We start from the raw sequence: 22460 nt of genomic DNA on the forward strand, positions 1-22460 counted from the left end.
CGCCCTCGCGATGTCAGGCGCGGCGGCGCGGCTGTTCGGGGACCATCTGCTGCACAGCCCCCGCCACGGTCAGCCAGATCGAGCTGATCACCAGCCCCCAGATGGCCCAGCTTGCCGGGTGGAAATCGACCCATGCGGCCCAGCCTGCGAAGATCACCCATGCAATCGTCATCGGCAGGGTGATCGCGCGCCAGCGTTTGGTGCGGACCGGGTGGACGAATTTGATATTGCGGAACATCGCGATGGTCAGGATCACGACGATGAAAAGGATCACCGTCCAGTGCGGTCGGGTGGCGAACAGGACCAGCACCACCATGTTCCAGCAGCCCGGAAATCCTGAGAAGGAATTATCCTTCGTTTTCATTCCGGTATCGGCGAAATATAAGACGCTGCCGTAAACGATTACGAAGATCGCGAACCAGCCGGTCCAGCCCGAAAGCAGCCCCGATTTGAACAGCGCGAAGGCCGGGATGAACACATAGGTCAGATAGTCGATGATCAGGTCCATGATCACGCCGTCATAGCGCGGCGAGTTGTCCTTGACCGAGTATCGTCGCGCCAGCGGTCCGTCGATGCCATCGACCACGAAGGCCACGACCAGCCAGAGGAACATCATCTCCCAATCGCCATCGACGGCTGCCAACATGGCGAGCATCGACAGGACCGCCCCTGTAGCGGTCAGCAGATGGACGGACAGGGCTTTGTGTCGCAAGATCATCGGCACGTTCTGACAGTTTGACGGCAGTCACGCAACAGATCGCTGAGGATTCAGCGCAGAATTGGCGGGCCTTTGGGTCTTGCCGGTTCTTCCGGCACAGGTTGCGGCGTCAGATCGAACAGCAGCGCGCCGGGCGGCATTGCCCCCGCCTCGAAGCTGATATCGACGCCGCCGGGCTGTGGCGGCAGGAAGGCCAGCGCCTCGGCCAGAGCCTTGGCGAGGGCGGGCTGACGGTCGGGCTCGGCCCCGGCAATCAGCAGCAGATGCGAGGACGGACCGTCGCGCCCGGCCACGCCAACCAGAGCAGCGCCGGTGATCAGCCCGCGCATATCGGCCAGCCGCTGCGCCAACGGGGTCTGCAACGCCTCGACCACGGCGGCATCGGGGACGGTCAGGCGCAGCCGCGCCTCGGCCGCTTCGGGGGCAGCTTCCAGCGCGCCGGTCAGCCAGTCCAGCATCGCGGCATCCAGCAACATCTCGGACGGGTGGCCGGGATTGACCAAGAGGCCCGCCCCCGCAGATTTCAGCAGCCCCGCAAGGATGCGCCCCGGCATCGCCGCATAGGCGACGGGGCCGCCGAAGAAACCGGCCAGCCGATCCTCGCTGTCGCAGGCCAAAGCCACGCGGGCATCATCGAGCGGGAAGATCCGCAGTTCCACCTCATCGCCTTTTGGCTCGGCGGTCAGGGCCACCGACAATTCGGTATCGGCCAGCCGCGACAGCATCCGGGCGCGCAGTGGCGCATCGGCATCGTGAAAGGGGATCGAGGCAAGCTCGTCCAGCGCGGTCATGGCGGCACCCTCCGTGGAAACAGGGCATGCCCTGCCCCAGAACCAGCGGATGTTCAAGTGTTCGGGGGAAGCGGCCAGTGCCGCCGATGGGCCAACCTTTGCCGCCGGTCTGCCGACCGCCTTGAAAATAAGGGGGAAACAGCGCCAGATACTCGCATGAGCGCCTCCACACGCCGATCCTTGCTGAACCGGGTTCTGCCCCGCACGCTTGCAGCGGCGGGATTGGCGGCGGCTATCGGCGTCAGCTGGTGGATGCGGGTCGAGGCGGCGCGTGCGCCGGACGATCCCCCTCAGGTCGCCATGGGTGAGGCCGTCGATCTTGGCAGGGTCTCGCTGACGCCGTTGGCCCTGACGCTGCTGCCTGACGGCGATCAGGCCGCGCTGACCCTGCATGCGACCGCCGAGAATATCACCGGCGAGACGCAATCCGGCCTCTTCGGGTTTCCGCCGCATCCGCCACAGATCGAGGTTTCCGGCGTCGAGCTTGCCGAGCCCGAGGTGATCCTTCACCGCGACGGTGAGGCGCTGCAGCAGTTGCAACCGCGCCTTGTCGAGCGGGTCTCGATCACTTGGCAGGTGCCACAGGATTTCCGGGCCGACAACCTGTCGCTGACCTTTTTCCGCCAAAGTTTCAAACTGCGCGACAATCTTTATGGCAAATCAAGCTGGCTTGGCTTCAGCCCAAGCGCGCGGCTGGATGCCACGGTCGAAATGCGGGCGGGCGGCGGCTTATGATGCGGCGGATCGCGAACCTTGTCGTGTTGCTGATCGGCGGCGGTCTGCTGGCGGGGATGCTGGCGACGGTGCCCGACTATAACAGCGCGGTTCAGCCCTTCACGACGCGCGTCGCAGCAGGTGAGGTGGCGGCAGGGCGGTTGTTCAGCGCGCGGTTTCTGGATGCGCGCACGGCGACTGAGATCGCGTTCGAGCGCTATGGCCAGACGGTGCTGCGCGAGACTGGCGGGCTGTTCCTGATCGCGGATTTCGAGGTCTCAGATGTCCGCCGCTCGACCCGGATCGAGGCCAGATGGCAGGGCAGCAGCGGGCGAGAATACAGCGCGTCGAAGCGGTTCAACTGGGCGCCCGGCGATCTGGAAACGCGCTGGTTTCAGCCGGGGCTGACCGACCGCGCCCGTGCAATCTTCGAGCTGCCCGAGGATGAGATCGCGGGCGGCAGGCTGATCCTTTCGACCCCGGCGAAACCCGTTCTGGATAGTGCGCTTTACTTGGACGGCGTGCCGGTCTCGGCCACCCTGCCCCGGCTGAGGCTTGAGCAATGAGGCATCTGCTGTGGATCATTCTTGCCCTGCTGTTGCTGTCGGCGACCGCGCTGATTGCGGCCAAGACCAGCCTGCTGGATCTTCGCAGAGATCGGGAATGGCGGCCGACCGAGATCGCGACCGATAGCGGTCTGCTGGATGGGGTCGAAGTCAGGCTGCAATCGACGCGCGCGGTGACCACGCCCGCGCAAGAGGGGCGCGCGCTGCTGCATCTGCGGCTGGCGGTGACCGGACCGCTGCAGGCGAGAGAGGGGTGGATCAACTGCCGGGTGACGCTGACCGATCCGCAGGGCCGCGTCTGGGCGCCGGTGGAGACAGAGCTGACAGACGGCGCAGTCCGCACTCTTGCGGCGGACGGGCAGAACAACGGGCGCTGCAATCCCTTGCCCTATGACGCGCCGGGGGATGGTGAAGCGATCCTGTCGGATAGCGTCTTTGTGGTGCCGGTCGAGGTGCTGACACAATTGCGGCTGAATGTCTCGGGCTTCGGCACCCGTCCCCGCGCCCTGTCGATGCCCATCAGACCGGCGCTGATGACGCTTCAATAGACGGGGCGCTGCGGTCCTTGCCGGCGCGGCCTGCAAGCTCCAGCCCGGCGGCAAGAATGCAAAATTGGACGACACTGACGATCAGCCCGTCCTGTGGTTGTCCCGGCGCTCCGAACAGCAGGCTCAGCGGGGTTGCCAGAACCTGCCAGACAAGCTGATCCTGCGGGCCGATCAGTTCGGCCACCCCCATCCACGCCCAGCGGCCCAGCCAGTCGGCCAGCCGCCACAGCACGATCACCGATACCGACAAAGCGACCCCGGCAGAGGCAGCCAGCAGCACACCGTTGACCACCGCATGCCAGCGCTTCACCAGCCCGGCCCAGAAATGCCCGATGAAATCCGCGACCGGCTTTGGCAAAGCCTGCCACCGATTGAGCGCGCCACCGGCAATGCTGCGCGTCCTGTCGCTGAGCATGTTCAGGTCATGCCCATAGACGATGGCACCCAGATTGAACCAGATCAGCGGCAGCACCGCATACCAGAAGAGCGTTTTCACCCACGGCCAAAGCTCGAATGGCGGCGGCCAATCGACCGGGCGGACCTGGGCGGCGGCAACCTCTTCTGCCCATGCGGCGCCGATCAGCCCCTGCAACCATTCGCCGGGCGGCGGCAGCTTTGCCAGCCACTCGACTACCTGCCCTTCCCAACCCGAAATGACGTAAAGGCCCAGCAACACCCAGCTTGCCTCGCAGGCGACGACCAGAAGCGGCCAGAGCGCTGCCTTGCTGCGCTTGTCCAGCGCTTTGGCGATGCGCCGGATCGCCCAGATCGCCACGACGGCGATCACGACCCAGATCGTGCTGCCGACCTCAAGCGCGGACGGACCCATGGCCGAGGGATCGGTGAAATCGATCCGCTCCATCTGTGCCGACAGGAAGGCCTGTGAATAGCTGCGCAACGTATCGCCCAGCAGACCCCAACCGGCGTAATAGGCGTAGAACGGGATCAGCACCGCCAGAAGTGCGCCCGCGAACATCCGCCCCTGTCCATCATCGCCGCCTGCCGTGGCGGCCACTGCGGGATCGGTCGCCTCTCTCATCCGCCTGCGCCAGCGATGCAGGCGGATATTCGGCAAGCCGTTCCTCAGGATCACGAACATCGACACAAAGACCAGCAATTGCAGCAGGATGACCGGCACCAGCGCGATCATCCCGGCGATGCGGCTTTGCAATCCGATCTCGACGGCAAGCCGCGTCAGCAACAGTCCGGCAAGCGCACCCGCCGCCCATAGCGCAGCCAGTGCCGCGCCATAGCGACGCAGCAGGTCAGCGCTTAGCGCGAGATGCGTTCCGATCAACCGCCAGGGCTCAAGCATGACCGCAGCATGGCGCGAGGGTTTGCGCCGGACAAGTCCGCGCTTTTGCATGCGGCACCTTCGCGCCTAGCCTGTGGAGCGGAGCCTGCATTCTTCGCGAAGGGCCAAATGCTTCAAATGGTTGCGGATCTCTGCCGCGATCTGGTGATTTGCCATCATAGGATTACACAAAAAAGCGCGGCCATTTCTGACCGCGCTGTTTATTCTTGTAAGTGGGATCGGATCAGAACGGGCTGTCCGGGTAGAAGAAGTTCTCTGCATTCTCCGGCGTGATCAACTGGCTGCCGATGATGAAGCGGCCGGTCATCGGTGCGTTCGAGACAAAGTTCAGTGCCGTCATCTCGATGGCCGAGGAAATCAGCGCCGGCGGATAGGTGACGTTCACCGGCAGTTGCGGGTCTTTGTCCATGATGCGCTGGACGATCTCTTTCATCCCGGCGCCGCCGATCACCCACATTTCCTCGTTGCGGCCCGCTGCCGAGATGGCTTCCAGAACGCCAATCGCCATATCGTCATCGGCCGCCCAGACGGCGTCGATTTCCGGGTATTTCGACAGGTAGTCCTGCATCACGGTGAAGGCGTCGTCGCGGTTCCAGTTGCCGTGCTGCATGTCGAGGATCTCGACATCCGAACCTTCCAGCGCGGCCTGGAATGCCTCGACCCGCTCATTGTCCAGCGTGGTCGGAATGCCGCGGAGCACGACGATCTTCGATCCGGCCTCAAGATTGTCGCGGAAATACTGGCCTGCGACGCGACCGAACGCGGCGTTGTCGCCTGCGACGTAAAGGTCTTCGATGCCTTCCTGCGACAGGCCGCGATCCACCACCGTCACGAATTTCCCGGCATCCTTCACGGCTGCGACCGGCGCGGTCAGCGGCTCGGATTCAAAGGGCAGCACCACGAGGCCATCGATATTGCGGGTGGCCATCATGTCTTCGATATCGTTGACCTGTTTGGCGGCATCGCCTGCGGTGGACAGCACGAATTCGATATTCGGATAGGCTTCGCCCAGACGGGTGATCGTATCCTGCGCGTGCCAGTTCAACCCGCCCATGAAGCCATGCGTGGCCGAGGGGATCGAAACCCCGATCACCACCTTGTCGTCCTGAGCCAGTGCTGCGCCCGAAACCATGCCAAGTGACAGGGCCAGCGCTGTGGCTTTCATCAGGGTTCTGCGTTTCATTCTTTCCTCCCCAAGAGTTACCGCTCTTCGGCGGTGCGTTTTTCCCGCTGCAAGACAACAGCAAGAACAATGATGACCCCCTGGATCGCCCCGTTCAGATAGGGGCTGACCAGATCGGCCAGATTCAGAATATTGTCGATCAGTGACAGGATCAGGACACCGATCACCGTGCCCCAGACACGCCCGCGTCCACCCTTCAGCGCGGTGCCGCCAATGATCACGGCGGCAATCGCCTCCAGCTCCCACAGCACGCCGGTTGATCCCGACGCAGAGCCAAGCCGCGGCACGTAAAGCACCGTCGCCAGCCCGACAAGCAGGCCCAGCAGCAGATAGGTCAGCAGCTTCACCCGGTTCACGTCGATGGCCGAATAGCGCGCCACGCGGTCGTTCGAGCCGATCGCCTCGACATGGCGGCCAAAGCGGGAATGGCGCATGGTCCATTCACCAAGGATCGCGACGATGGCGAAGACGATGATCGGCCAAGTGATCCAGCCGATGCCGCCATAATAGACCGGGCGGTAAAGCGTCCGCAGCCCGTATTCGAGGCTCAGCGTGCCGCCATCGGCCAGCCATGTCACCAGCGAGCGGAAGATGCCCATGGTGCCAAGGGTGACGATAAACGGCTCAATCCTGGCCTTGGTTATGAGAAGCCCGTTCACGGTCCCGGCGATGATGCCGCCAAGGATGGCGACGCCCATACCGATCAGGATCGTGCCCCAGTTCTCGCCCACGCCGGGCAGGGCCGCGTTCATGGCGATAATGGTGACGCCGGCAAGGAATGCCGCCATCGAGCCGACGGACAGGTCCAGCCCGCCCGCCGTGATCACAAAGGTCATGCCGACGGCGATGATGCCGATGAAGGCCGACCGCGCCAGAACGTTGGTGATATTGGCCGGGGCCAGAAAGGCGCTGTTCAGCAGCGCGCCAAGGATCACCAGCGCGATCAGCGCGACCAGTGGTCCAAGAAGATGAAGGTCGATACGTTTCATGCAGCCTTTCCGCCGTCACTTCCGACGCCCATGGCAAGGCGCACGATATTGTCTTCGGTCATGGCATCGCCCGTCACTTCACCGGCCAGCCGCCCCTCGCGCATGACCAGCACGCGGTCGGCAAGGCCGATCACCTCGGTCATTTCGCTGCTGATCACGATCAGACTGCGCCCCTCGGAGGCCAGCTTGCGGATGAAGGCGTAGATTTGCCGCTTGGTGCCCACGTCGATGCCGCGAGTGGGTTCGTCGATGATGATGATGTCGGGATCGGGCAGCATGGTTTTCGCCAGCAACAACTTTTGCTGGTTCCCGCCCGACAGCTTCCCCGCCAGCATGTTGCGATCCTTGGCGCGGATGTCGAAATCCTCGGTCGCGCGGTCCAGCGCCTTGTCTTCGGCGCGGGTGTCGATGCGCCATTTGCCGAACCGCTCCAGCGTCGCCAGCGTCAGATTGACCCGCAAACCCTTCTCCAGAAGCAGCCCGGCTTCCTTGCGGTCTTCGGTCAGATAGGCCAGCCCCGCCGCGAAGGCATGGCGTAGATCACTGATCCGCACCGGCTTGCCGTTCACCTGAATGTCGCCGGTCGATGATCGCAGGCCGACCAGCCCTTCGGCCAGTTCCGTACGACCCGAGCCGACCAGACCAGAGATGCCCAGCACCTCACCCTTGCGCAGCGCAAAGCTGACATCATGCACGCGCCCCGGAACGGTCAAGCCTCTGACCTGCAAGGCAATCTCAGCGGAGGGATCGCCTTTCGGCGGATAGAAATCCTCCAACTCGCGCCCGACCATCGCGGTCGCCATGCCGTCCTCGGTTAGCTCGCCGCGCATGGCCTGCCGGACCACGCGGCCGTCGCGCAAGACGGTGATCCGGTCGGCCAGATGCGCCACCTCGTCCAGACGGTGCGAGCAATAGAGGATCGCCACCCCTTCGGCGCGCAGCCGGTCGATCTGTTCGTAAAGGGTGCCGACCTCGCGATGCGTCAGAACGGCGCTAGGCTCGTCCATGATCAGCACGCGGGCGTTGCGGGACAGGGCTTTTGCGATCTCGACCATCTGCCGGTCGGGAACCGAAAGGTTGCCGATCTTCGCATCGGGCGAAATCGTGGTGTTCAGCCGTTTCAGCAACGCCGCCGTTTCCTCGCGCATTGCGGCGTGGTTCAGGCGGAAGCCACCCAGTTCGCGGCCCAGAAACACATTCGCCGCAACCGTCAGGTCCGAGGCGAGGTTGAATTCCTGATGGATGACGATGATGCCCTGCGCCTCGGCCTCCGGGCCGCTGGCAAAGCGGGCGGGCTTGCCGTCCAGCAGGATTTGCCCCTCGGTCGGGTCCAGAAACCCGCCAAGTATCTTCATGATCGTGGATTTCCCCGCCCCGTTCTCGCCGATTAGCGCGTGAACCTCGCCCGGCTCCAGCGCCAGATCGACGCCGTGCAGCACCTGAATGGGGCCGAAGCTTTTAGAGACGTTTTGCAGGGCAAGCACGGTCATGGCGAAACCTGCGTCCATGCGCCGTCCTTGGCAGATGAGGCCTGCGTGGCGGCGATGAAGGCCATACCCGACAGACCGGCCTGAATACCGGGAATGCGGTCCAGATGGGTCGTATCGCCCCGGATCACATCGGCCACGTCGCTGTAAAGATTGGCGAAACCTTCCAGATATCCCTCGGGGTGTCCGGGCGGGGTGCGGTAGCTTTGGCTGCGATCCTGCGCGCGGGTCAGGATGCGGGCGGGGCCGTCCTTCGGCGTGAAGATCAGCTCTTCGGACCGTTGCAGCCGCCATTCCAGAGCAGCATCCGAGCCGAAAATCCGCAGCGACAGCCCGTTTTCCTGTCCGACGGCAACCTGCGACACCCAGATCCCGCCTTTCGCGCCGGAGGCATAGCGCAGCGCGATGCGTGCATCGTCATCGATGCTTCGCCCCGGCACGATGCTGGACAGTTCAGCGGACAAAGAGGCGGGCGTCTGACCCGTCACATATTCGGCCAATTGCCACGCATGGGTGCCGATATCTCCAATCGCACCCGCACCGGCGCGCGTGGGATCGGCACGCCATTCGGCCTGCTTGCTGTCGGAATGATCGGCAAGCCAACCCTGAATATATTCGGCCTGAACCAGCCGGACCGTGCCAAGCGCACCGTCGGAGATCAAGGCTCGTGCCTCGCGGATCATCGGCAGGGCGGAATAATTATGCGTCAGGAAAAACCGCGCCTTGCTGGCCGCGACAGCATCGGCCAATTCGCGCGCCTGTTCCGGCGTGGCGGTCAGGGGTTTGTCGCAGATGACGTGGATGCCCGCGTTCAGAAAGGCAATCGCGGGGGCCGCGTGCATGTGATTGGGCGTCACGATGCTGACGGCCTCGATCCCGTCGTCGCGGGCAGCCTCGGCCACCGCCATTTCGTTGAAGTCAGAATAGCCGCGAATGCCAAGCTCCGCCGCACTTGCCTGCGCCCGTTCGGGGTTCGAGGACAATGCCCCCGCAACCAGCGCATAACGCCCGTCCATCCGCGCCGCGATGCGATGGATCGCGCCGATGAATGCGCCGTTGCCGCCGCCAACCATGCCAAGCCGAACCGGGTTCATATTCCAAGCATCTCCTTCAGTGCCGCTTCGTCCACGCTGCTTGCGGCGAAATCGTCGAAAGCATGCGGGGTCACGCGAATGATGTGGTCGCGGACGAAAGCCGCACCTTCGCGGGCACCGTCCTCGGGGTGTTTCAGAGCGCATTCCCACTCGACAACAGCCCAGCCGTCAAACCCATATTGCGTGAGTTTCGAAAAGACGCCGCCGAAATCCACCTGCCCGTCGCCGGGGCTGCGGAAACGGCCGGCACGATCGACCCATGACTGGAAGCCGCCATAGACGCCCTGCCGCCCGGTCGGATTGAACTCTGCATCCTTGACGTGGAACATGCGGATGCGGTCGTGGTAGATGTCGATATGCTGCAGATAATCAAGCTGTTGCAGAACGTAATGCGACGGATCGTAAAGCATGTTCGCGCGGGCATGACCGTTCACCCGGTCAAGGAACATCTCGAAGGTGACGCCGTCATGCAGATCCTCGCCCGGATGGATCTCGTAGCAGATATCGACGCCCTGATCTTCGGCCAGATCCAGAAGCGGACGCCAGCGGGCGGCAAGCGTGTCAAAGGCGGCTTCGACCAGACCGGGCGCGCGTTGCGGCCATGGGTAAAGATAGGGCCATGCAAGCGCGCCGGAAAACGTCGCCATCCGGTCAAGACCCATGAGACGGCTGACGCGAATCGCCTTGGCCACCTGATCGACCGCCCATTCCTGCCGCGCCTTGGGATTACCGCGCAGCGATTCGGGGGCAAAGGCATCGAAACCCACGTCATAGGCGGGGTGGACGGCGACAAGCTGGCCCTGAATATGGGTCGAAAGCTCTGTCACCTCGATGCCGTTCTGCAGCGCGGTTCCCAGAAACTCGTCCCGGTAATCCTGCGATTCCAACGCGCGATCCAGATCCAGCATGCGCGGATCGCCGGTCGGCACCTGCACACCAACATAACCGCAACCCGCAGCCCAGCCGGTAATACCGTCCCAGGTATCGAACGGAGAAGCGCCCCCGATGAACTGTGCCAGAAATAGCGCAGGGCCTTTGATCGTCTGCATATGGTCCTCCCAACGGGGCTAACCTGCACTGGACTGCAATCGATTGCAAACATTTTCTTGTCGAGATCGAAACATCCGCATAATGTTCGCCAATGCAGAAGATGGCCTCCACGCCCGGACGGGCAAAATTGTTGGACGTTGCGCGGGTTGCGGGGGTTTCCGCATCCACGGTAAGTCGCGTCCTGTCCAATCCGGGGCTTGTGGCCGAAGTCACTCGCGAAGCGGTGATGAAAGCCGTGGCCGAGACCGGCTATCGGATGAACCACGCGGCCCGAAATCTACGGATGCAGCGCACAGGCAGCGTGGTGGCGCTGGTGCCGAATCTGGGTAATCCGTTCTTCGCCAAGATCCTTGACGGGATGGGCCGCGAACTGGCGGCGGCGGGCTATGACCTTCTGGTCTCCGATACGCAGGACGGAACCGGAAAGCATGTCGGGCTGCACCGCTTTCTTGATCCCTCGCGCGCCGACGGGATCATCCTTCTGGACGGTCTGGTCCCGCAATCCGGGCTAGAGATCGCCAATGCACCGCCTGTGATCACGGCGTGTGAATGGATTGAGGGCACCAGTCTGCCACGGGTCATGTTGGACAATCATGAAGGCGGGCGCATGGCGGTTGCCCATCTGCGAGAGCTGGGCCATCGCCGGATCGGCTTTATCGGCGGCCCGCCCGACAACGTGCTGCACAAGGCCCGGCTTGCCGGCGCATTGGAAGCTGCGGGCGACGAGCCGTTGATCAGCTTCAACGGCGATTTCACGTTGCAGGCGGGTGCCGCCGCAGCGCAGGAATGGATAGCGATGTCCGCCGCAAAACGTCCCTCTGCCGTCTTTGCCTTTTCCGACGAGATGGCCTGTGCCTTCACTGCCGGATTACAGCGCGCCGGACTGCAGGTGCCGCGCGATGTCTCCGTCGTGGGCTTTGACGATATCGAGATGGCCTCGCATCTTGCCCCCTCTCTGACGACGGTTCGACAGCCCAAGCGCGAGCTTGGCAAGCAGGCCGCCCGCGTCATCCTGCGCCGGATCGAAGGTCGCGAGGTCGAGCCGATGACGCTGCTACAGCCGCTTTTGATGCTGCGCGAGACGACGGCCCCCTACAGTCTCTGAAAAATCGAGCCCGGCGGGGTTGACGGGTCGCGGTCAGATCATTAGCTGGCTAACGAATAATCATTAGCCAGCTAATCAATTGGCGAAAGGCGGAGCGCGATGCCGCAGAAAAACGGTGTTCTGGATGTGTTGCTGCAACTGATGCGAGAGCTTCGGCGCAATTACGATGCGCGGGCAGAGGCGGTTGGGCTGACCATGTCGCGGGCGCGCGCCCTGACCACGCTGGCGCAGATGGAGGGTGAGACGCAAGCGGCGCTTGCGGCGCGGCTGGATATCGAGGCACCGACCCTGAAGCGGCAGATCGATGCGCTGGAATCCGGCGGATTTGTCGAGCGACGACCGATCGAAGGGGATGCGCGCAAGAATGCACTATACCTGACCCAGCAAGGCCATGACACCGACATCGTCGAGTTTACCCGCCGCGTCCGCGCCGATCTGATCGACGGGCTGAGCGAGGAAGAAATTGAGCAGACGAAGCGGGTTCTGGAACGCCTGCTGGCCAATGTCGCGAAGCTGTCCCAGCCATGAGTGACAGCGCGACACATGCCGCGCCTCCGGCAATGCCGGGCGCACCGCCCGCCAATCCGCCTCTGCCGGTGCCGCAGGCCATGGCCTATATGGGGGCCGCGGTCGTGCTGGCCCTGTCGCAGGGTCTGGGTCAGGGGTTTGTTTCCACCAATATCCCGCAGATCGCGGGTGATCTTGGCATTACCACGACGGATGCAAGCTGGCTGATGGCGGCTTACATGATCCCGCGCGCCTCGCTGCCGTTGATGCTGATCAAGATCCGCACACAATACGGTCTGCGCCGCTTTGCCGAGATCGGGATCATCGTCTATGTGGTCGTGGCCTTCGCCTCGGTCTGGATCAACGATTTCCGCTCTGCGGTCGTGGTGCAGTTCCTGTCAGGCGCGTCGGCGGCACCGCTATCGACGCTGGCCTTCATGTATATGCTGGAGCCGCTTGCGCCGCAGTGGAAGATGCGGCTTGGCTTGCCGATCGCGATGGCGGTGCTGATGGCGGGGCCGACGCTGGCGCGGGTGGTCTCGCCCGCCTTGATCGGTGATGGCGGGCTGACATGGGTGCATCTGACCGCGCTTGGCATGGCGATGGTGTCGCTGATGCTGGTCTTCCGCCTGCCCTTGCGCCCGGTGCCGCATATGAAGGTGATCCAGCCGATGGACTTCGTCAGCTTCCTGCTGATCGGAGCGGGCTTCGCCGGGCTGACCATCAGTTTTGTCATGGGGCCGATCCATTACTGGACCGATCTGCCTTGGATCGGCCTGCTGCTGGCAGCCTCGGTTGCCTCGCTGGCGCTTGCAGTGGCGATCGAGTTGAACCGTTCGGCACCGCTTCTGGATATTCGCTGGCTGGCCAGTCCCGCGATTGTCCATTTGGCGGCGACGTTGTTCCTGTTCAGGCTGATCCTGTCCGAACAAAGCACTGGCGCGCCGCGGATGTTTCAGCTTCTCGGGGTCGCTCCGTCGCAGATGACGGGCCTTTTCGCGGTCATTACATTTGCCAGCCTGCTTGGCGGCCTTGCCTGTGTGGCATGGATCAAGCCGCAAAGAGTGCCCGTTTTCCACCTGATCGCGCTGCTGCTGATCGCGGTTGGGGCTTACATGGACAGCCATTCCACCATCGACACCCGCCCGGCGCAGATGGTGGTCAGCCAGGTGCTGATCGGCTTTGCCGGAATGCTGTTCATGCCGCCGGCGATGATGGCGGGACTTATTTCGGCGCTGGCAAAGGGGCCGCAATATCTGCTGTCCTTCGTCATCGTCTTCATTGCAACGCAATCGCTGGGCGGAGTCTTTGGCTCGGGCCTGTTCTCGACGCTGATCAACCATCGTCAGGCAGCGCATTATCAGGTGCTGATCGAAGAATTGGGCACATCAGAGCCAATCGTCGCCCAGAACATTGCCATCCGCAGCGCCGGGCTTGCCGGGCAAATGCCCGATCTCGCCGCGCGAAAGCTGCAGGCTATGTCGCAGATCGCGCAGGACGCCAGCAATCAGGCCTATGTCATGGCCTATAACGATGCCTATCGGCTGACCTGCCTGATCGCGCTTCTGGCCGCAGCCGCATTGCTGCTGCATCTGCTGCGCGATCTTCTGGCCGCGCGAATGCGACCGGCCGAACCGAATAATCCGGAACCAACATCATGAAAAAAGAAAATATTCTCCCCACGGCGATTGCGCTTGTCATTGGTCTGGCTGGCGTCCTGCTGTTGCTTTACGCATGGCACCTGCCGCCCTTCCAGCCGTCCGAGCCCACCACCGAAAACGCCTATATCCGTGGCAAAGTCACGGCGCTTGCGCCGCAGGTGACCGGTTATGTCAGCGCTGTCGAGGTCGAAGACTTTCAGGAAGTGGCCGAGGGCGACGTGATCGCCCGTATCGACGACCGGATCGCGCGCCAAAAACTGGCACAGGCCGAGGCGCAACTGGCGGCGGCGCAGGCTGCGCTGGAGGTGGCCACGCAAAGCGTCGCATCCGCCGAAGCAGTCGTTCGGGCTGACGAGGCGGGGGTAAGTTCGGCACGCTCGGCGCTGACCACGGCCCGGACGAGTTGGGATCGGTCGCAGGCCCTGCGCTCCAGAGGAGTTGCATCGCAATCTTCCGCCGACCAATCCGAATTGACCTTGCAACAGGCCGAAGCGGGCGTGACGCAAGCGGAAGCCCAGCTTGATGTGCAGCGCGAGGCCGTCAAATCCGCGCGGGTCGCTTTGCAGTCTCGCGATGCCGATATCGCCAGCGCTCAGGCGTCGGTGGAACTGGCCCGGATTGATCTGGAAAACACCGTGATCCGCGCGCCTCAGGACGGCCATCTGGGCCAGATCAGCGTGCATGTCGGGCAATATGTGACGCCGGGCACCGCGATGACCTCTTTGGTCGGCAACGAGGTCTGGATCATAGCTAATTTTATGGAAACGAGCCTTAAGGGGCTGCGGCCGGGCGAAGTCGTCCACTTCACCGTCGATGCGATGCAACACCGCGCCTTTACGGGTCGGGTCGAGGCTTTCTCGCCTGCCACCGCGTCGGAATACAGCCTGCTCGCAGGCAGCAATGCGACGGGCAATTTCACCAAGATTGCGCAGCGTCTGCCGGTGCGGATTTCCATCAATCCGAATCAGGAAATGTCGAACTATCTGCGACCCGGCATGTCGGTCATTGTCCGCGTCGATACGGACAGTGTTCAACCCCCGGATGCCGTAAGGTAAGGTTTTCGCCCGGAAGTCGTCGGCGATAGTCCGCATTCACCAAAATCAATGCACGCAATCTGCGATATGGGGCGCTAACGATGGCGCACTCAATCTGGAAACTGCCAAGAGGTCGCAGATGTCTATCGCAACGTCAAACGAACGCTACTTTGTCAGCCTGGTGAACGAGGCCCGCGCGCAGCAGGGTTTACCAGCGCTGAAACTGGAGCAGTCTTTGAACACCGCTGCGGAACAACACAGCCGGTGGATGCTGGACGCCGATGTGTTCTCCCATACCGGCCAGAACGGCTCCAGCCCGACCGATCGGATCAAGGCTTCGGGGTTTGATCTGTCGGGAAGCTGGCAGACGGCGGAAAACATCGCCTATGTCAGCGCCGATACCGAAGACGGTTTGCGTGACGAGATCCAGCAGCTTCATCAGAACCTGATGAACAGCCCCGGCCACTACGCCAACATCATGAACGACAAAGCCACGCTGATCGGGCTTGGGCTGGAGCTGGGCACATTCTCCCGGGACGGGCGGGAATTTCAGGTGCTGATGGTCACGCAGAACTATGCCGATACCGACGGCAAGGTGAAGCTGGACACCGGCACGACCCCTCCCCCTCCGCCGCCCAGCGGTGACAGTTTCCCGACCGCGACCGCGCCGCATTCCGGCATGCGGCAGAGCCGCGAAAGCTGGCTGGACGGGATGGACGGGCAAACAGTTCGCGCGGCTGGAAGCGGAAACGTGGCTCAGGGAACATCCCGCGCTGACGATTTCCGCTTAAGCGTCGGCAGCGACCGGGCCGAGGGCGGCAACGGCAATGACTGGATGAGCGGTTTCGACGGCAACGACACGTTGAATGGCGGCAGCGGTCATGATCGTGTGCTGGGCAATCTGGGCAATGACTCGCTGCTTGGCGGCCAGGGGAACGACATCATCAATGGCGGCGTCGGCGACGATGCGTTGAAAGGTCAATGGGGCGACGATCTGTTGTTTGGCGCAGCCGGGCGCGATCTGCTGGAAGGCGGCGCGGGCAATGACTGGCTGGGCGGCGGTAACGGCGCGGATACGCTATCGGGCGGGATCGGCGCAGATACGCTGCACGGCGGGGCAGGTAATGACGTCCTGTCCGGCGGAGCGGATGCCGACACCTTCATTTACCGCAAGGGTGACGGCGCCGACGTCATCAACAGCTATCAGCCCGATATTGATCGTCTGCTGCTCGACAAGCGCCTGATCGGCAATGACACCGTCGAGAAATTCGTCGCGGATCATGTGCGCGAAACCGCAAATGGCGTGGTCGTCGATTTCGGTGGCGGCGACAAGATCACGTTCAACGGCACCCAGTTGAATGCCGAAGATATTGCGGACGATATCTTCCTGATCTGACGGCTAGAATTTACATAGCGAAAAGCCCGCCTGAGAAGGCGGGCTAACTCGTTAAGTCATTGCATTCGTGCAATGTTGTACTGGCTTTTTAACTTCTCAGCGCCGATCGGGTTCCAACTTTTTTCGCCCTTGCGAGAGATTGGTCGTCGCGGGTCAATCCGCAGCGGTCCATAACCTGAATCTGCGCGTTCCGGTGACCTCGCGGACGATCCCCTCGGACTGCATTCGCCGCAAAAGCCGTTCGGCGGTATCGCGGCTGATACCGGCATGCTCTTCGACCATGGCCGTCGTCAGAAGCGGGCGTGTCATCAACGCGGCGATCACACGGGCGCTATTGTCGCCCTTGATCGTGCGGGTCGCGCTTTTCGCCTGTTCGGCCCATGTGAACAGACGCGACAATTGTTGGCAGGCCTCGCTCGCGCCCTGCCTGATCGCATCCAGATATTTGGGCAAACGGCTTGCGGCTTCACCGCCACCCAGCCAAACCCTGCGACCATGGCGGCCCAGCGGCACGAAACTTAGCGCCTCGCAACGCCGCGCCATGTCACGCCCGACCCAGACAGCGCTTTCGATCAGGTCTTCCGGGTTCGACAATTCGGCCATGCGCCAGGCAACCTGCACCGCACCGGCACGCGCCAAGGGGTGTAACGCCGAGAACCGATCAAAAGCGGAAAGAAAATCACGCGCGGCATCGTCGAAGTCTCGGCCCATGGGTCTTGAGGCGAAGGGCGCCGCGCCCGTCGCCGTATGATCCGTCCGATGCAAGGCCAGAAACGCCCGCAGATCGGTTAAAGCGGTTTGACCCTCAAGCCTTCTGATCGCCCAACGGGCAAGCTTCATCGCATCCAGATCGGTCGCGGCGCGGGCATCCATCAGATCGCGCCCGATTTCTTCGCGCCGAAGCGGCGTCCCCTGCCCCCACAACATCGCCTCGGTCTCGATCACGGCAAGACGAAGCAACGCGCCCTGCCGCATGTCGGGGGTAAGGCCGATGATTAACTGATCCAGCCGCCCCACAGTCAGCGCGGCATCTGCCAGCGCGACTGCATTGTCCCGTTGGGCTTGTATCCATTGCGCCGGATCGATCAGAGATCGCGCGGGCGGTTCTTCCTCGCCAAGGTCAAAGCTGTCATCAAGGCCGAACATTTCCGCAGCATATAACCTGTCCGCGGATCGGGAAAGTCGCGATGCGCCCAATAGGCAGAAGTTCTACCAGAGGCATCGCGGCAAGCGGCAAACGCAAATGTATAATATGGTTATAATATATACATACTTTAGTTATTCACTACATACTCAATGAGTATATTTCTTATATTTATCTGACACTTCTGAAAAGAATCGTTTACTTCGCATTCTCGTAAAGAATAGTTAACGGCATGGCAGATTAGGTATCGAGCGCCGTGCAAGCGATATTTCGCACGCACCTTTCTTTTGCTGCCTCCCGACGATCGGAAGCTGTCAATAGCACCGTTGTAAAAGTTTACTTCCATCATCTTCAGATAGACCATTCTGATGGGGTAATTCATGGCCTATATTGCTCAAGTTCCTAATGATTTGTTGACCCTGGATGCCGATATCTGGGTTGTGAACACGAACGCGAACCACATCCTGAACGGGATGTTTTCGGACATACACGAAACCACCGGCGATATTTCCGCAACCAATCAGGGTGGAAACGGCGCCGTCGCAGAATACGGGGAAACCGTTACGGTTCCGACTGCCGCGGGAGATTACTCGGGCGAATATGTCGGTCCGCTGATATTTTCTACACAGAATGTAACCGTCGGCATTCCGACACTCGCGAATATCAATGTGAAAGTGAATGATATTCAAGGCCATGTTTTCAGGGCCGCGGATGGAACCCCCTATGTGGTCAGCGATCAGCCGATGGACCAAGATCGGTTGGGCGTTACGGCGACACTGACAGTTGCCGGCATTCCCTTCAGCGTCGATGTCCCGCTTTCGGAAGTTGCAAGCGGTCTGACCGCATCGATACGGGCGACTGCGCTGGCGATGAACCCGCTAAACCCGCTTCGGCCAGTGTTGCTGACTGCTGCGGGCCTGGTCGAGAACGTCACGAATGTCACTCAGGTCGTGCTGGACACGGCGGTCATCAACGTTGCCGAGGGAACCGGCGATCTTGCGGTCGTCTGTTTCGCCGCTGGCACCATCATTCTCACGTCCAAGGGTCCACGGCGGATCGAGGATCTGCGACCCGGCGATCAGGCACTGACGCGGGATAACGGATTTCAGCCGATCCGCTGGATTGGTCATCGCCTGATCGATCATGACGTCATGGTCGCGAACCCTCATCTTCGCCCGATCCGGATCAAGGCAGATGCACTTGGGGCGAATTGTCCCTCGGCAGATTTGATCGTCTCACCTCAGCATCGGATTCTTGTCCGCTCGGCCATTGCGGAACGCATGTTCGGCGCAGCCGAAGTTCTGGTGGCGGCGAAACAATTGCTGGAGCTGCCGGGCGTCGAGTCGGCAAGCGATATGGATGAAGTCGATTACTTCCACATCCTTTTCGACCGTCATGAAATCGTCCTGTCGAACGGGACCGAGGCAGAGTCGCTGTTCACAGGAGAGCAGGCCCTTAAATCCGTCGGCAAGCAGGCGCTTGAGGAGATATTCCTGATCCTCCCAGAACTCCGCGACGAAAGCTACGTGCCAGTCAGTGCCCGTAGCCTTCCGACGGGCAGGCAGGCCCGCAGGCTGGTCAGCCGTCATGCCCGCAACGGCAAACCCATCGTGACCTCACCCATGGTGCAGGAAGCGCTGGTCTGACACTGACCCATCGGCGCGGTGACCAGATCGCCGCGCCGTTTTACTCGGCCCGGAACTCTGACCACGCAGCCAATGCGCGCTCACGTCCGCCTTTCAGCGTATCGGCATCGACGGGGTCCGGGTAGTCTCGCGGAACTCTCCAACGCGAAGGCAGGGTCGCGAAATAGGCCTTGGCGTCATGGCTTTCCGCTGACAGCCAGCGGTGACGATAGGCCCCATCGGGATCGAAAAGCTGTGCCTGTCGTTCGGGGTTGAAAATGCGGAAGAACGGCGTCGCATCCGGACCGCTTCCCGCCGACCATTGCCAGTTCATCGCATTGGATGCCGGATCCCAGTCGGTCAGGCTGTCCGCGAAGAATGCCTCGCCCAGACGCCAATCCGTCAACAAATGCTTGGTCAGATAGCTGGCGCAGAGCATGCGGACGCGGTTGTGCATCCGCCCGGTGACGCGCATCTCTCGCAACCCGGCATCGACCAGCGGCACACCCGTTCTGGCCTGAGACCACGCATCGAAATCTTCGCCTCTTCCTTGCCAAGGAAAATCTTTCCATTCGTTGCGCCATGGTCGTGTCGCCATCGCCGGAAAATCGATCAGCAGATGCCATGCGAATTCGCGCCACGCGACCTCGGACAGGAATTTCTGCACCGCCTCGCGATCAGCCTTGGCTTCCTGCGCATGGGCGCTGGCGATGGCGATGGCCCAGATGGTTCGCGGGCTGATCTCTCCAACTGCCAGATGTTCCGACAGACCGGAGGTCGCATCGCGGTCGGGCCGGTCGCGCAAATCGGGATAGGTACCGCAGGTCGCAAGGAAGGTGTCCAGTCGCGCAAGCGCCGCCTTTTCGCCCGCCGGAAGCGCGTATTGCTCAAGGATTGGAGCGCCGCCATGCAAATCCGGCGCAAGGTTCAGACTTTCGGGGTCCAGTCCCTGCGGCAATCCGGTGGCGACCCGGATCCGGCTCACCTCTGGCAATGGGCGTTCGACGCCGATCCGGCGAAGGGCACGCAGGAAGGGCGTGAAAACGCGATATGCTCCGCCGCCCGCAGCCCTGATCTGACGCGGATGCAGCAGCAGGTGGCCCTGATGAAGGATCAACTGCGCCTGACCTTCAAGCCGCGCGATGACACCGTCCTGCACCTTCCGCATGACCGCACAGGGCCAGTCGCTTTGATAGATCTCGGTCGCGGACAGGTCTTTGCAGAGCCGGGGAAGATGCTCCTCGGGCTCTCCGTCGAGGATCAGCAATCTGCCATCGCTGCGGCGGGAAAACTCCTTGGCGAAGGCCTGCACGGCACGCTGAACCCGCCACCGGCTTGCCGCCCCCTGTTCGCGCAACTGCCGGTCGATGAAGAAGACCGCGACCAGGAGGTCGTGATCCGCCGCTGCGGTAAGGGCGCTGTTATCCGCGAAACGGAAATCGCGGGATAGCCAGAAGATCGCGGTCATGGGATGGCTTTCGTCATTACAACCGGCAAACGCCGGGCATCGGGGCCGGTTCCACCATCCTGTCTTGCGTCGGGGCCCGCTTCGGCAACCGGGCCGTTCAATGGCCGCGCGCATCTGCGAAGATCATTGCGCGCAACCCTGCAAGCTGCCACATTTCCGAGGAAGGATAACGCCCGATGGCGCCTTCTGTAGGGGAAGATGGAATTAACGGCCGCCTCTCGCTTACCCAAAAGTTACGGTCGATTGCTGATCCCGGCAATCGCCGCGCTGCTGTTTGCGCTGTTCGTCTGGATCAGCGGCAATCTGGCCTTTCAGCATTATCTTGCGCTTGGCTATGCCCGGGCCGAGGCGGTGCTGCGCCTGACCGACAACGCACTGGACGCCGATCTGGCGCGGTTCGAGGTGGTGCCGCAACTGATCGGCGATCTGGACCTGATCCGGGCGCTGGCCGAGGAACCCGACAATCAGGCGCTGCGCGAGCGCACCAACCGCTGGCTTGAGCGGCAGAATGAGGTCGTTCAGTCGGCGGACATTTATCTGGTCCTGTCGGATGGTGAGACCATCGCAGCCTCAAACTATCGCAAGGAGCTGAGTTTCGTCGGTCAGAATTTCAGCTATCGCCCCTACTGGATCGACGCGATGAACGGTTTGCCGGCGCGGTTTTACGGGGTGGGCACCACGTCGGGCGTGCGCGGCTATTTCTTCTCGGCTCCGGTCTGGGATCATCAGGGCCGCATCAGCGGCGTTCTGGCGGTCAAGGCCGATGTCGAGCGGATCGAGGAATCCTGGCGTAACAGCGAACATCGGGTGCTGGTGACCGACCCCGAGGGGATCGTTTTTCTGTCGACCGAGCCGAAATGGCTGTATCACAGCCTGAACCCGCTGACGCAGGAGCGGCTGGACCGAACGACCGAATCCCGCCGCTACGCCACCTCGATGCTGGGCGAGCTGCAGCCTGTCAGCCTCGAAGAACACGGCGTTCCCATCCTGACGCTGCCGGACGATCCCGAACACCGCGATGCCGGTAGCCGCGACTATATCATCGCGTCGCAGCAGATGGAGGAAGCGGGCTGGACCGTCCACGTCTTGCTGGACAGCGCCCGACTGAAAGCCGAGGCGCGGATGGCGCTGATTTTCGTGGTGCTGCTTCTGTCGCTGGCGATGATCGGCGCGCTGATGCTGCGCCAGCGCCGGGCACGGATCGCCGAGCGGCTGGCGATGCAACGCTTTCATACCAACGAGTTGGAGCGGCGGGTGACCGAACGCACGGCGGATCTTGCGCGGGTGAACAATCGCCTTGCCGAAGAGGTGTCAGAGCGGCGCGCCACCGAGATCGAGTTGCGGGCGGCGCAGGCCAGTCTGGTGCAGGTTGGCAAACTGGCGGCGCTTGGCCAGATGTCGGCAACGCTGTCGCACGAAATCAGCCAGCCGCTGGCAGCCGCGCGCAACTATGCCGACAGCGCGGCGATCCTGATCGAGCGCGGTGACTTTGGCCGCGCACGGGAAAACATCGCCCATATCCTGACGCTGGTGGATCGCATGGCGGCAATCGGCAAGCACCTGCGTCATGCCGCACGCAAACCTGATGAACGTCTGGGCGCGGTTGATCTGCTGACCCTGCTTGACGAGACCCTGACCATTGTCACGCCACGGCTGACCCGCAGCGGGACCAGCCTCGATCTTGATGTCCCCAAGGATTTGCCGCCTCTGCGGGCCGGGCCGACCCGGCTGCAACAGGTTCTGGTCAATCTAATCACCAATGCCGCCGATGCGGTCGAAGATCTGCCTGACCGCCGCATCACCCTGACTGCGCGGCAGGAGGGCGAGCAGGTCGCGATCCGCGTCCGCGATCACGGGCCGGGCGTGCCCGAGGCGATTGCGGACCGCATCTTCGATCCCTTCTTCTCGACCAAGGGGGTCGGCGCGGGGCTTGGCCTTGGGCTTTCCATCTCTTCCAACATCATCCGCGATTTTCAGGGGCAGATTTCCTGCCGCAACCTTGATCCGGGGGCAGAGTTTACCGTGCTTCTGCCGATTGCCGTTCCCGCCGAGACCAAGGCCTGAC

20 protein-coding genes are annotated in these 22460 nt (G+C 62.4%); 10 read left to right on the top strand and 10 right to left on the bottom strand.

What is annotated here, in order from left to right; genetic code table 11:
- Nucleotides 1-13 precede the first annotated feature (13 nt).
- Nucleotides 14-718: a CDP-alcohol phosphatidyltransferase family protein gene (locus JJJ17_RS15945; protein ID WP_200688169.1), complete on the bottom strand. Its 705-nt coding sequence runs from the start codon at nt 716-718 to the stop codon at nt 14-16.
- 50 nt (nt 719-768) lie between these two features.
- Nucleotides 769-1509, bottom strand: a complete 741-nt coding sequence (locus tag JJJ17_RS15950; protein WP_200688171.1) for an SseB family protein — start codon at nt 1507-1509, stop codon at nt 769-771.
- Nucleotides 1510-1665: 156 nt separating this feature from the next.
- On the opposite strand from JJJ17_RS15950, the gene JJJ17_RS15955 reads away from it, so the two are divergent.
- Genes JJJ17_RS15955 through JJJ17_RS15965 form a run of 3 tightly spaced genes read left to right on the top strand, consistent with a single transcriptional unit; the run spans nt 1666 to nt 3337 of the window.
- Nucleotides 1666-2244: a hypothetical protein gene (locus JJJ17_RS15955; RefSeq protein ID WP_200688173.1), complete on the top strand. Its 579-nt coding sequence runs from the start codon at nt 1666-1668 to the stop codon at nt 2242-2244.
- Nucleotides 2241-2789, top strand: a complete 549-nt coding sequence (locus tag JJJ17_RS15960) for a hypothetical protein (protein ID WP_200688175.1) — start codon at nt 2241-2243, stop codon at nt 2787-2789. The genes JJJ17_RS15955 and JJJ17_RS15960 overlap by 4 nt, the downstream gene beginning before the upstream one ends.
- The gene (locus JJJ17_RS15965) at nt 2786-3337 is read left to right on the top strand and encodes a hypothetical protein (protein WP_200688177.1); all 552 of its coding nucleotides are present in this window, start codon (nt 2786-2788) and stop codon (nt 3335-3337) included. Before JJJ17_RS15960 ends, JJJ17_RS15965 begins: the two co-directional genes overlap by 4 nt.
- Here the strand turns inward: JJJ17_RS15965 and JJJ17_RS15970 are convergent.
- The 6 genes from JJJ17_RS15970 to JJJ17_RS15995 form a co-directional block, all read right to left on the bottom strand.
- The gene (locus JJJ17_RS15970; protein ID WP_234464150.1) at nt 3309-4703 is read right to left on the bottom strand and encodes a hypothetical protein; all 1395 of its coding nucleotides are present in this window, start codon (nt 4701-4703) and stop codon (nt 3309-3311) included. The two genes, JJJ17_RS15965 and JJJ17_RS15970, sit on opposite strands and share 29 nt — an antisense overlap.
- 172 nt (nt 4704-4875) lie before the next feature.
- On the bottom strand, nt 4876-5835 hold the full coding sequence (locus JJJ17_RS15975) for an ABC transporter substrate-binding protein (protein ID WP_200688179.1): 960 nt from the start codon (nt 5833-5835) through the stop codon (nt 4876-4878).
- A 17-nt stretch (nt 5836-5852) separates the two neighbouring features.
- Nucleotides 5853-6824: an ABC transporter permease gene (locus tag JJJ17_RS15980; protein ID WP_200688181.1), complete on the bottom strand. Its 972-nt coding sequence runs from the start codon at nt 6822-6824 to the stop codon at nt 5853-5855.
- On the bottom strand, nt 6821-8314 hold the full coding sequence (locus tag JJJ17_RS15985) for a sugar ABC transporter ATP-binding protein (RefSeq protein ID WP_200688409.1): 1494 nt from the start codon (nt 8312-8314) through the stop codon (nt 6821-6823). Before JJJ17_RS15985 ends, JJJ17_RS15980 begins: the two co-directional genes overlap by 4 nt.
- Nucleotides 8311-9405 carry a Gfo/Idh/MocA family protein gene (locus JJJ17_RS15990; protein ID WP_200688184.1) on the bottom strand — a complete coding sequence of 365 codons (1095 nt, stop codon included), beginning with the start codon at nt 9403-9405 and terminating at the stop codon, nt 8311-8313. The genes JJJ17_RS15985 and JJJ17_RS15990 overlap by 4 nt, the downstream gene beginning before the upstream one ends.
- Nucleotides 9402-10454, bottom strand: a complete 1053-nt coding sequence (locus tag JJJ17_RS15995) for a sugar phosphate isomerase/epimerase family protein (RefSeq protein WP_200688186.1) — start codon at nt 10452-10454, stop codon at nt 9402-9404. Before JJJ17_RS15995 ends, JJJ17_RS15990 begins: the two co-directional genes overlap by 4 nt.
- Before the next feature lie 92 nt (nt 10455-10546).
- On the opposite strand from JJJ17_RS15995, the gene JJJ17_RS16000 reads away from it, so the two are divergent.
- From JJJ17_RS16000 to JJJ17_RS16020, 5 genes are all read left to right on the top strand, one after another.
- The gene (locus JJJ17_RS16000) at nt 10547-11560 is read left to right on the top strand and encodes a LacI family DNA-binding transcriptional regulator (protein ID WP_200688188.1); all 1014 of its coding nucleotides are present in this window, start codon (nt 10547-10549) and stop codon (nt 11558-11560) included.
- A gap of 99 nt (nt 11561-11659) precedes the next feature.
- Nucleotides 11660-12088 (top strand): MarR family winged helix-turn-helix transcriptional regulator, encoded by a 429-nt coding sequence (locus tag JJJ17_RS16005; protein ID WP_200688190.1) that lies wholly within the window; start codon nt 11660-11662, stop codon nt 12086-12088.
- Nucleotides 12085-13728: an MFS transporter gene (locus JJJ17_RS16010; RefSeq protein ID WP_200688192.1), complete on the top strand. Its 1644-nt coding sequence runs from the start codon at nt 12085-12087 to the stop codon at nt 13726-13728. Before JJJ17_RS16005 ends, JJJ17_RS16010 begins: the two co-directional genes overlap by 4 nt.
- Nucleotides 13725-14783 carry an HlyD family secretion protein gene (locus tag JJJ17_RS16015; RefSeq protein WP_200688194.1) on the top strand — a complete coding sequence of 353 codons (1059 nt, stop codon included), beginning with the start codon at nt 13725-13727 and terminating at the stop codon, nt 14781-14783. The genes JJJ17_RS16010 and JJJ17_RS16015 overlap by 4 nt, the downstream gene beginning before the upstream one ends.
- A gap of 118 nt (nt 14784-14901) precedes the next feature.
- Nucleotides 14902-16158, top strand: a complete 1257-nt coding sequence (locus JJJ17_RS16020) for a CAP domain-containing protein (protein ID WP_200688196.1) — start codon at nt 14902-14904, stop codon at nt 16156-16158.
- A gap of 153 nt (nt 16159-16311) precedes the next feature.
- On the opposite strand, the gene JJJ17_RS16025 is transcribed toward JJJ17_RS16020, so the two are convergent.
- Nucleotides 16312-17304: a helix-turn-helix domain-containing protein gene (locus tag JJJ17_RS16025; RefSeq protein ID WP_200688198.1), complete on the bottom strand. Its 993-nt coding sequence runs from the start codon at nt 17302-17304 to the stop codon at nt 16312-16314.
- Between the two features lie 411 nt (nt 17305-17715).
- Here JJJ17_RS16025 and JJJ17_RS20410 point away from each other — a divergent pair, with 411 nt between their 5' ends.
- The gene (locus tag JJJ17_RS20410; RefSeq protein ID WP_234464151.1) at nt 17716-18948 is read left to right on the top strand and encodes a Hint domain-containing protein; all 1233 of its coding nucleotides are present in this window, start codon (nt 17716-17718) and stop codon (nt 18946-18948) included.
- 40 nt (nt 18949-18988) lie between these two features.
- Here the strand turns inward: JJJ17_RS20410 and JJJ17_RS16035 are convergent, their stop codons facing one another.
- A complete protein-coding gene (locus JJJ17_RS16035) occupies nt 18989-20395 on the bottom strand; it encodes a cryptochrome/photolyase family protein (RefSeq protein WP_200688200.1) in 1407 nt (468 codons plus the stop codon).
- A 198-nt stretch (nt 20396-20593) separates the two neighbouring features.
- Here JJJ17_RS16035 and JJJ17_RS16040 point away from each other — a divergent pair, with 198 nt between their 5' ends.
- The gene (locus JJJ17_RS16040) at nt 20594-22459 is read left to right on the top strand and encodes a sensor histidine kinase (RefSeq protein WP_200688202.1); all 1866 of its coding nucleotides are present in this window, start codon (nt 20594-20596) and stop codon (nt 22457-22459) included.
- Nucleotide 22460 lies beyond the last annotated feature (1 nt).

The organism is Paracoccus caeni, assembly GCF_016629665.1.
Taxonomy (GTDB): Bacteria; Pseudomonadota; Alphaproteobacteria; order Rhodobacterales; family Rhodobacteraceae; genus Paracoccus; species Paracoccus caeni.

Excerpts from the sequence above, each read along its gene's own strand:
- JJJ17_RS15945 (WP_200688169.1), bottom strand. The coding sequence starts at position 718 with ATGATCTTGCGACACAAAGCCCTGTCCGTCCATCTGCTGACCGCTACA.
- JJJ17_RS15950 (WP_200688171.1), bottom strand. The coding sequence starts at position 1,509 with ATGACCGCGCTGGACGAGCTTGCCTCGATCCCCTTTCACGATGCCGAT.
- JJJ17_RS15955 (WP_200688173.1), top strand. The coding sequence starts at position 1,666 with ATGAGCGCCTCCACACGCCGATCCTTGCTGAACCGGGTTCTGCCCCGC.
- JJJ17_RS15960 (WP_200688175.1), top strand. The coding sequence starts at position 2,241 with ATGATGCGGCGGATCGCGAACCTTGTCGTGTTGCTGATCGGCGGCGGT.
- JJJ17_RS15965 (WP_200688177.1), top strand. The coding sequence starts at position 2,786 with ATGAGGCATCTGCTGTGGATCATTCTTGCCCTGCTGTTGCTGTCGGCG.
- JJJ17_RS15970 (WP_234464150.1), bottom strand. The coding sequence starts at position 4,703 with ATGCAAAAGCGCGGACTTGTCCGGCGCAAACCCTCGCGCCATGCTGCG.
- JJJ17_RS15975 (WP_200688179.1), bottom strand. The coding sequence starts at position 5,835 with ATGAAACGCAGAACCCTGATGAAAGCCACAGCGCTGGCCCTGTCACTT.
- JJJ17_RS15980 (WP_200688181.1), bottom strand. The coding sequence starts at position 6,824 with ATGAAACGTATCGACCTTCATCTTCTTGGACCACTGGTCGCGCTGATC.
- JJJ17_RS15985 (WP_200688409.1), bottom strand. The coding sequence starts at position 8,314 with ATGACCGTGCTTGCCCTGCAAAACGTCTCTAAAAGCTTCGGCCCCATT.
- JJJ17_RS15990 (WP_200688184.1), bottom strand. The coding sequence starts at position 9,405 with ATGAACCCGGTTCGGCTTGGCATGGTTGGCGGCGGCAACGGCGCATTC.
- JJJ17_RS15995 (WP_200688186.1), bottom strand. The coding sequence starts at position 10,454 with ATGCAGACGATCAAAGGCCCTGCGCTATTTCTGGCACAGTTCATCGGG.
- JJJ17_RS16000 (WP_200688188.1), top strand. The coding sequence starts at position 10,547 with ATGCAGAAGATGGCCTCCACGCCCGGACGGGCAAAATTGTTGGACGTT.
- JJJ17_RS16005 (WP_200688190.1), top strand. The coding sequence starts at position 11,660 with ATGCCGCAGAAAAACGGTGTTCTGGATGTGTTGCTGCAACTGATGCGA.
- JJJ17_RS16010 (WP_200688192.1), top strand. The coding sequence starts at position 12,085 with ATGAGTGACAGCGCGACACATGCCGCGCCTCCGGCAATGCCGGGCGCA.
- JJJ17_RS16015 (WP_200688194.1), top strand. The coding sequence starts at position 13,725 with ATGAAAAAAGAAAATATTCTCCCCACGGCGATTGCGCTTGTCATTGGT.
- JJJ17_RS16020 (WP_200688196.1), top strand. The coding sequence starts at position 14,902 with ATGTCTATCGCAACGTCAAACGAACGCTACTTTGTCAGCCTGGTGAAC.
- JJJ17_RS16025 (WP_200688198.1), bottom strand. The coding sequence starts at position 17,304 with ATGTTCGGCCTTGATGACAGCTTTGACCTTGGCGAGGAAGAACCGCCC.
- JJJ17_RS16035 (WP_200688200.1), bottom strand. The coding sequence starts at position 20,395 with ATGACCGCGATCTTCTGGCTATCCCGCGATTTCCGTTTCGCGGATAAC.
- JJJ17_RS16040 (WP_200688202.1), top strand. The coding sequence starts at position 20,594 with ATGGAATTAACGGCCGCCTCTCGCTTACCCAAAAGTTACGGTCGATTG.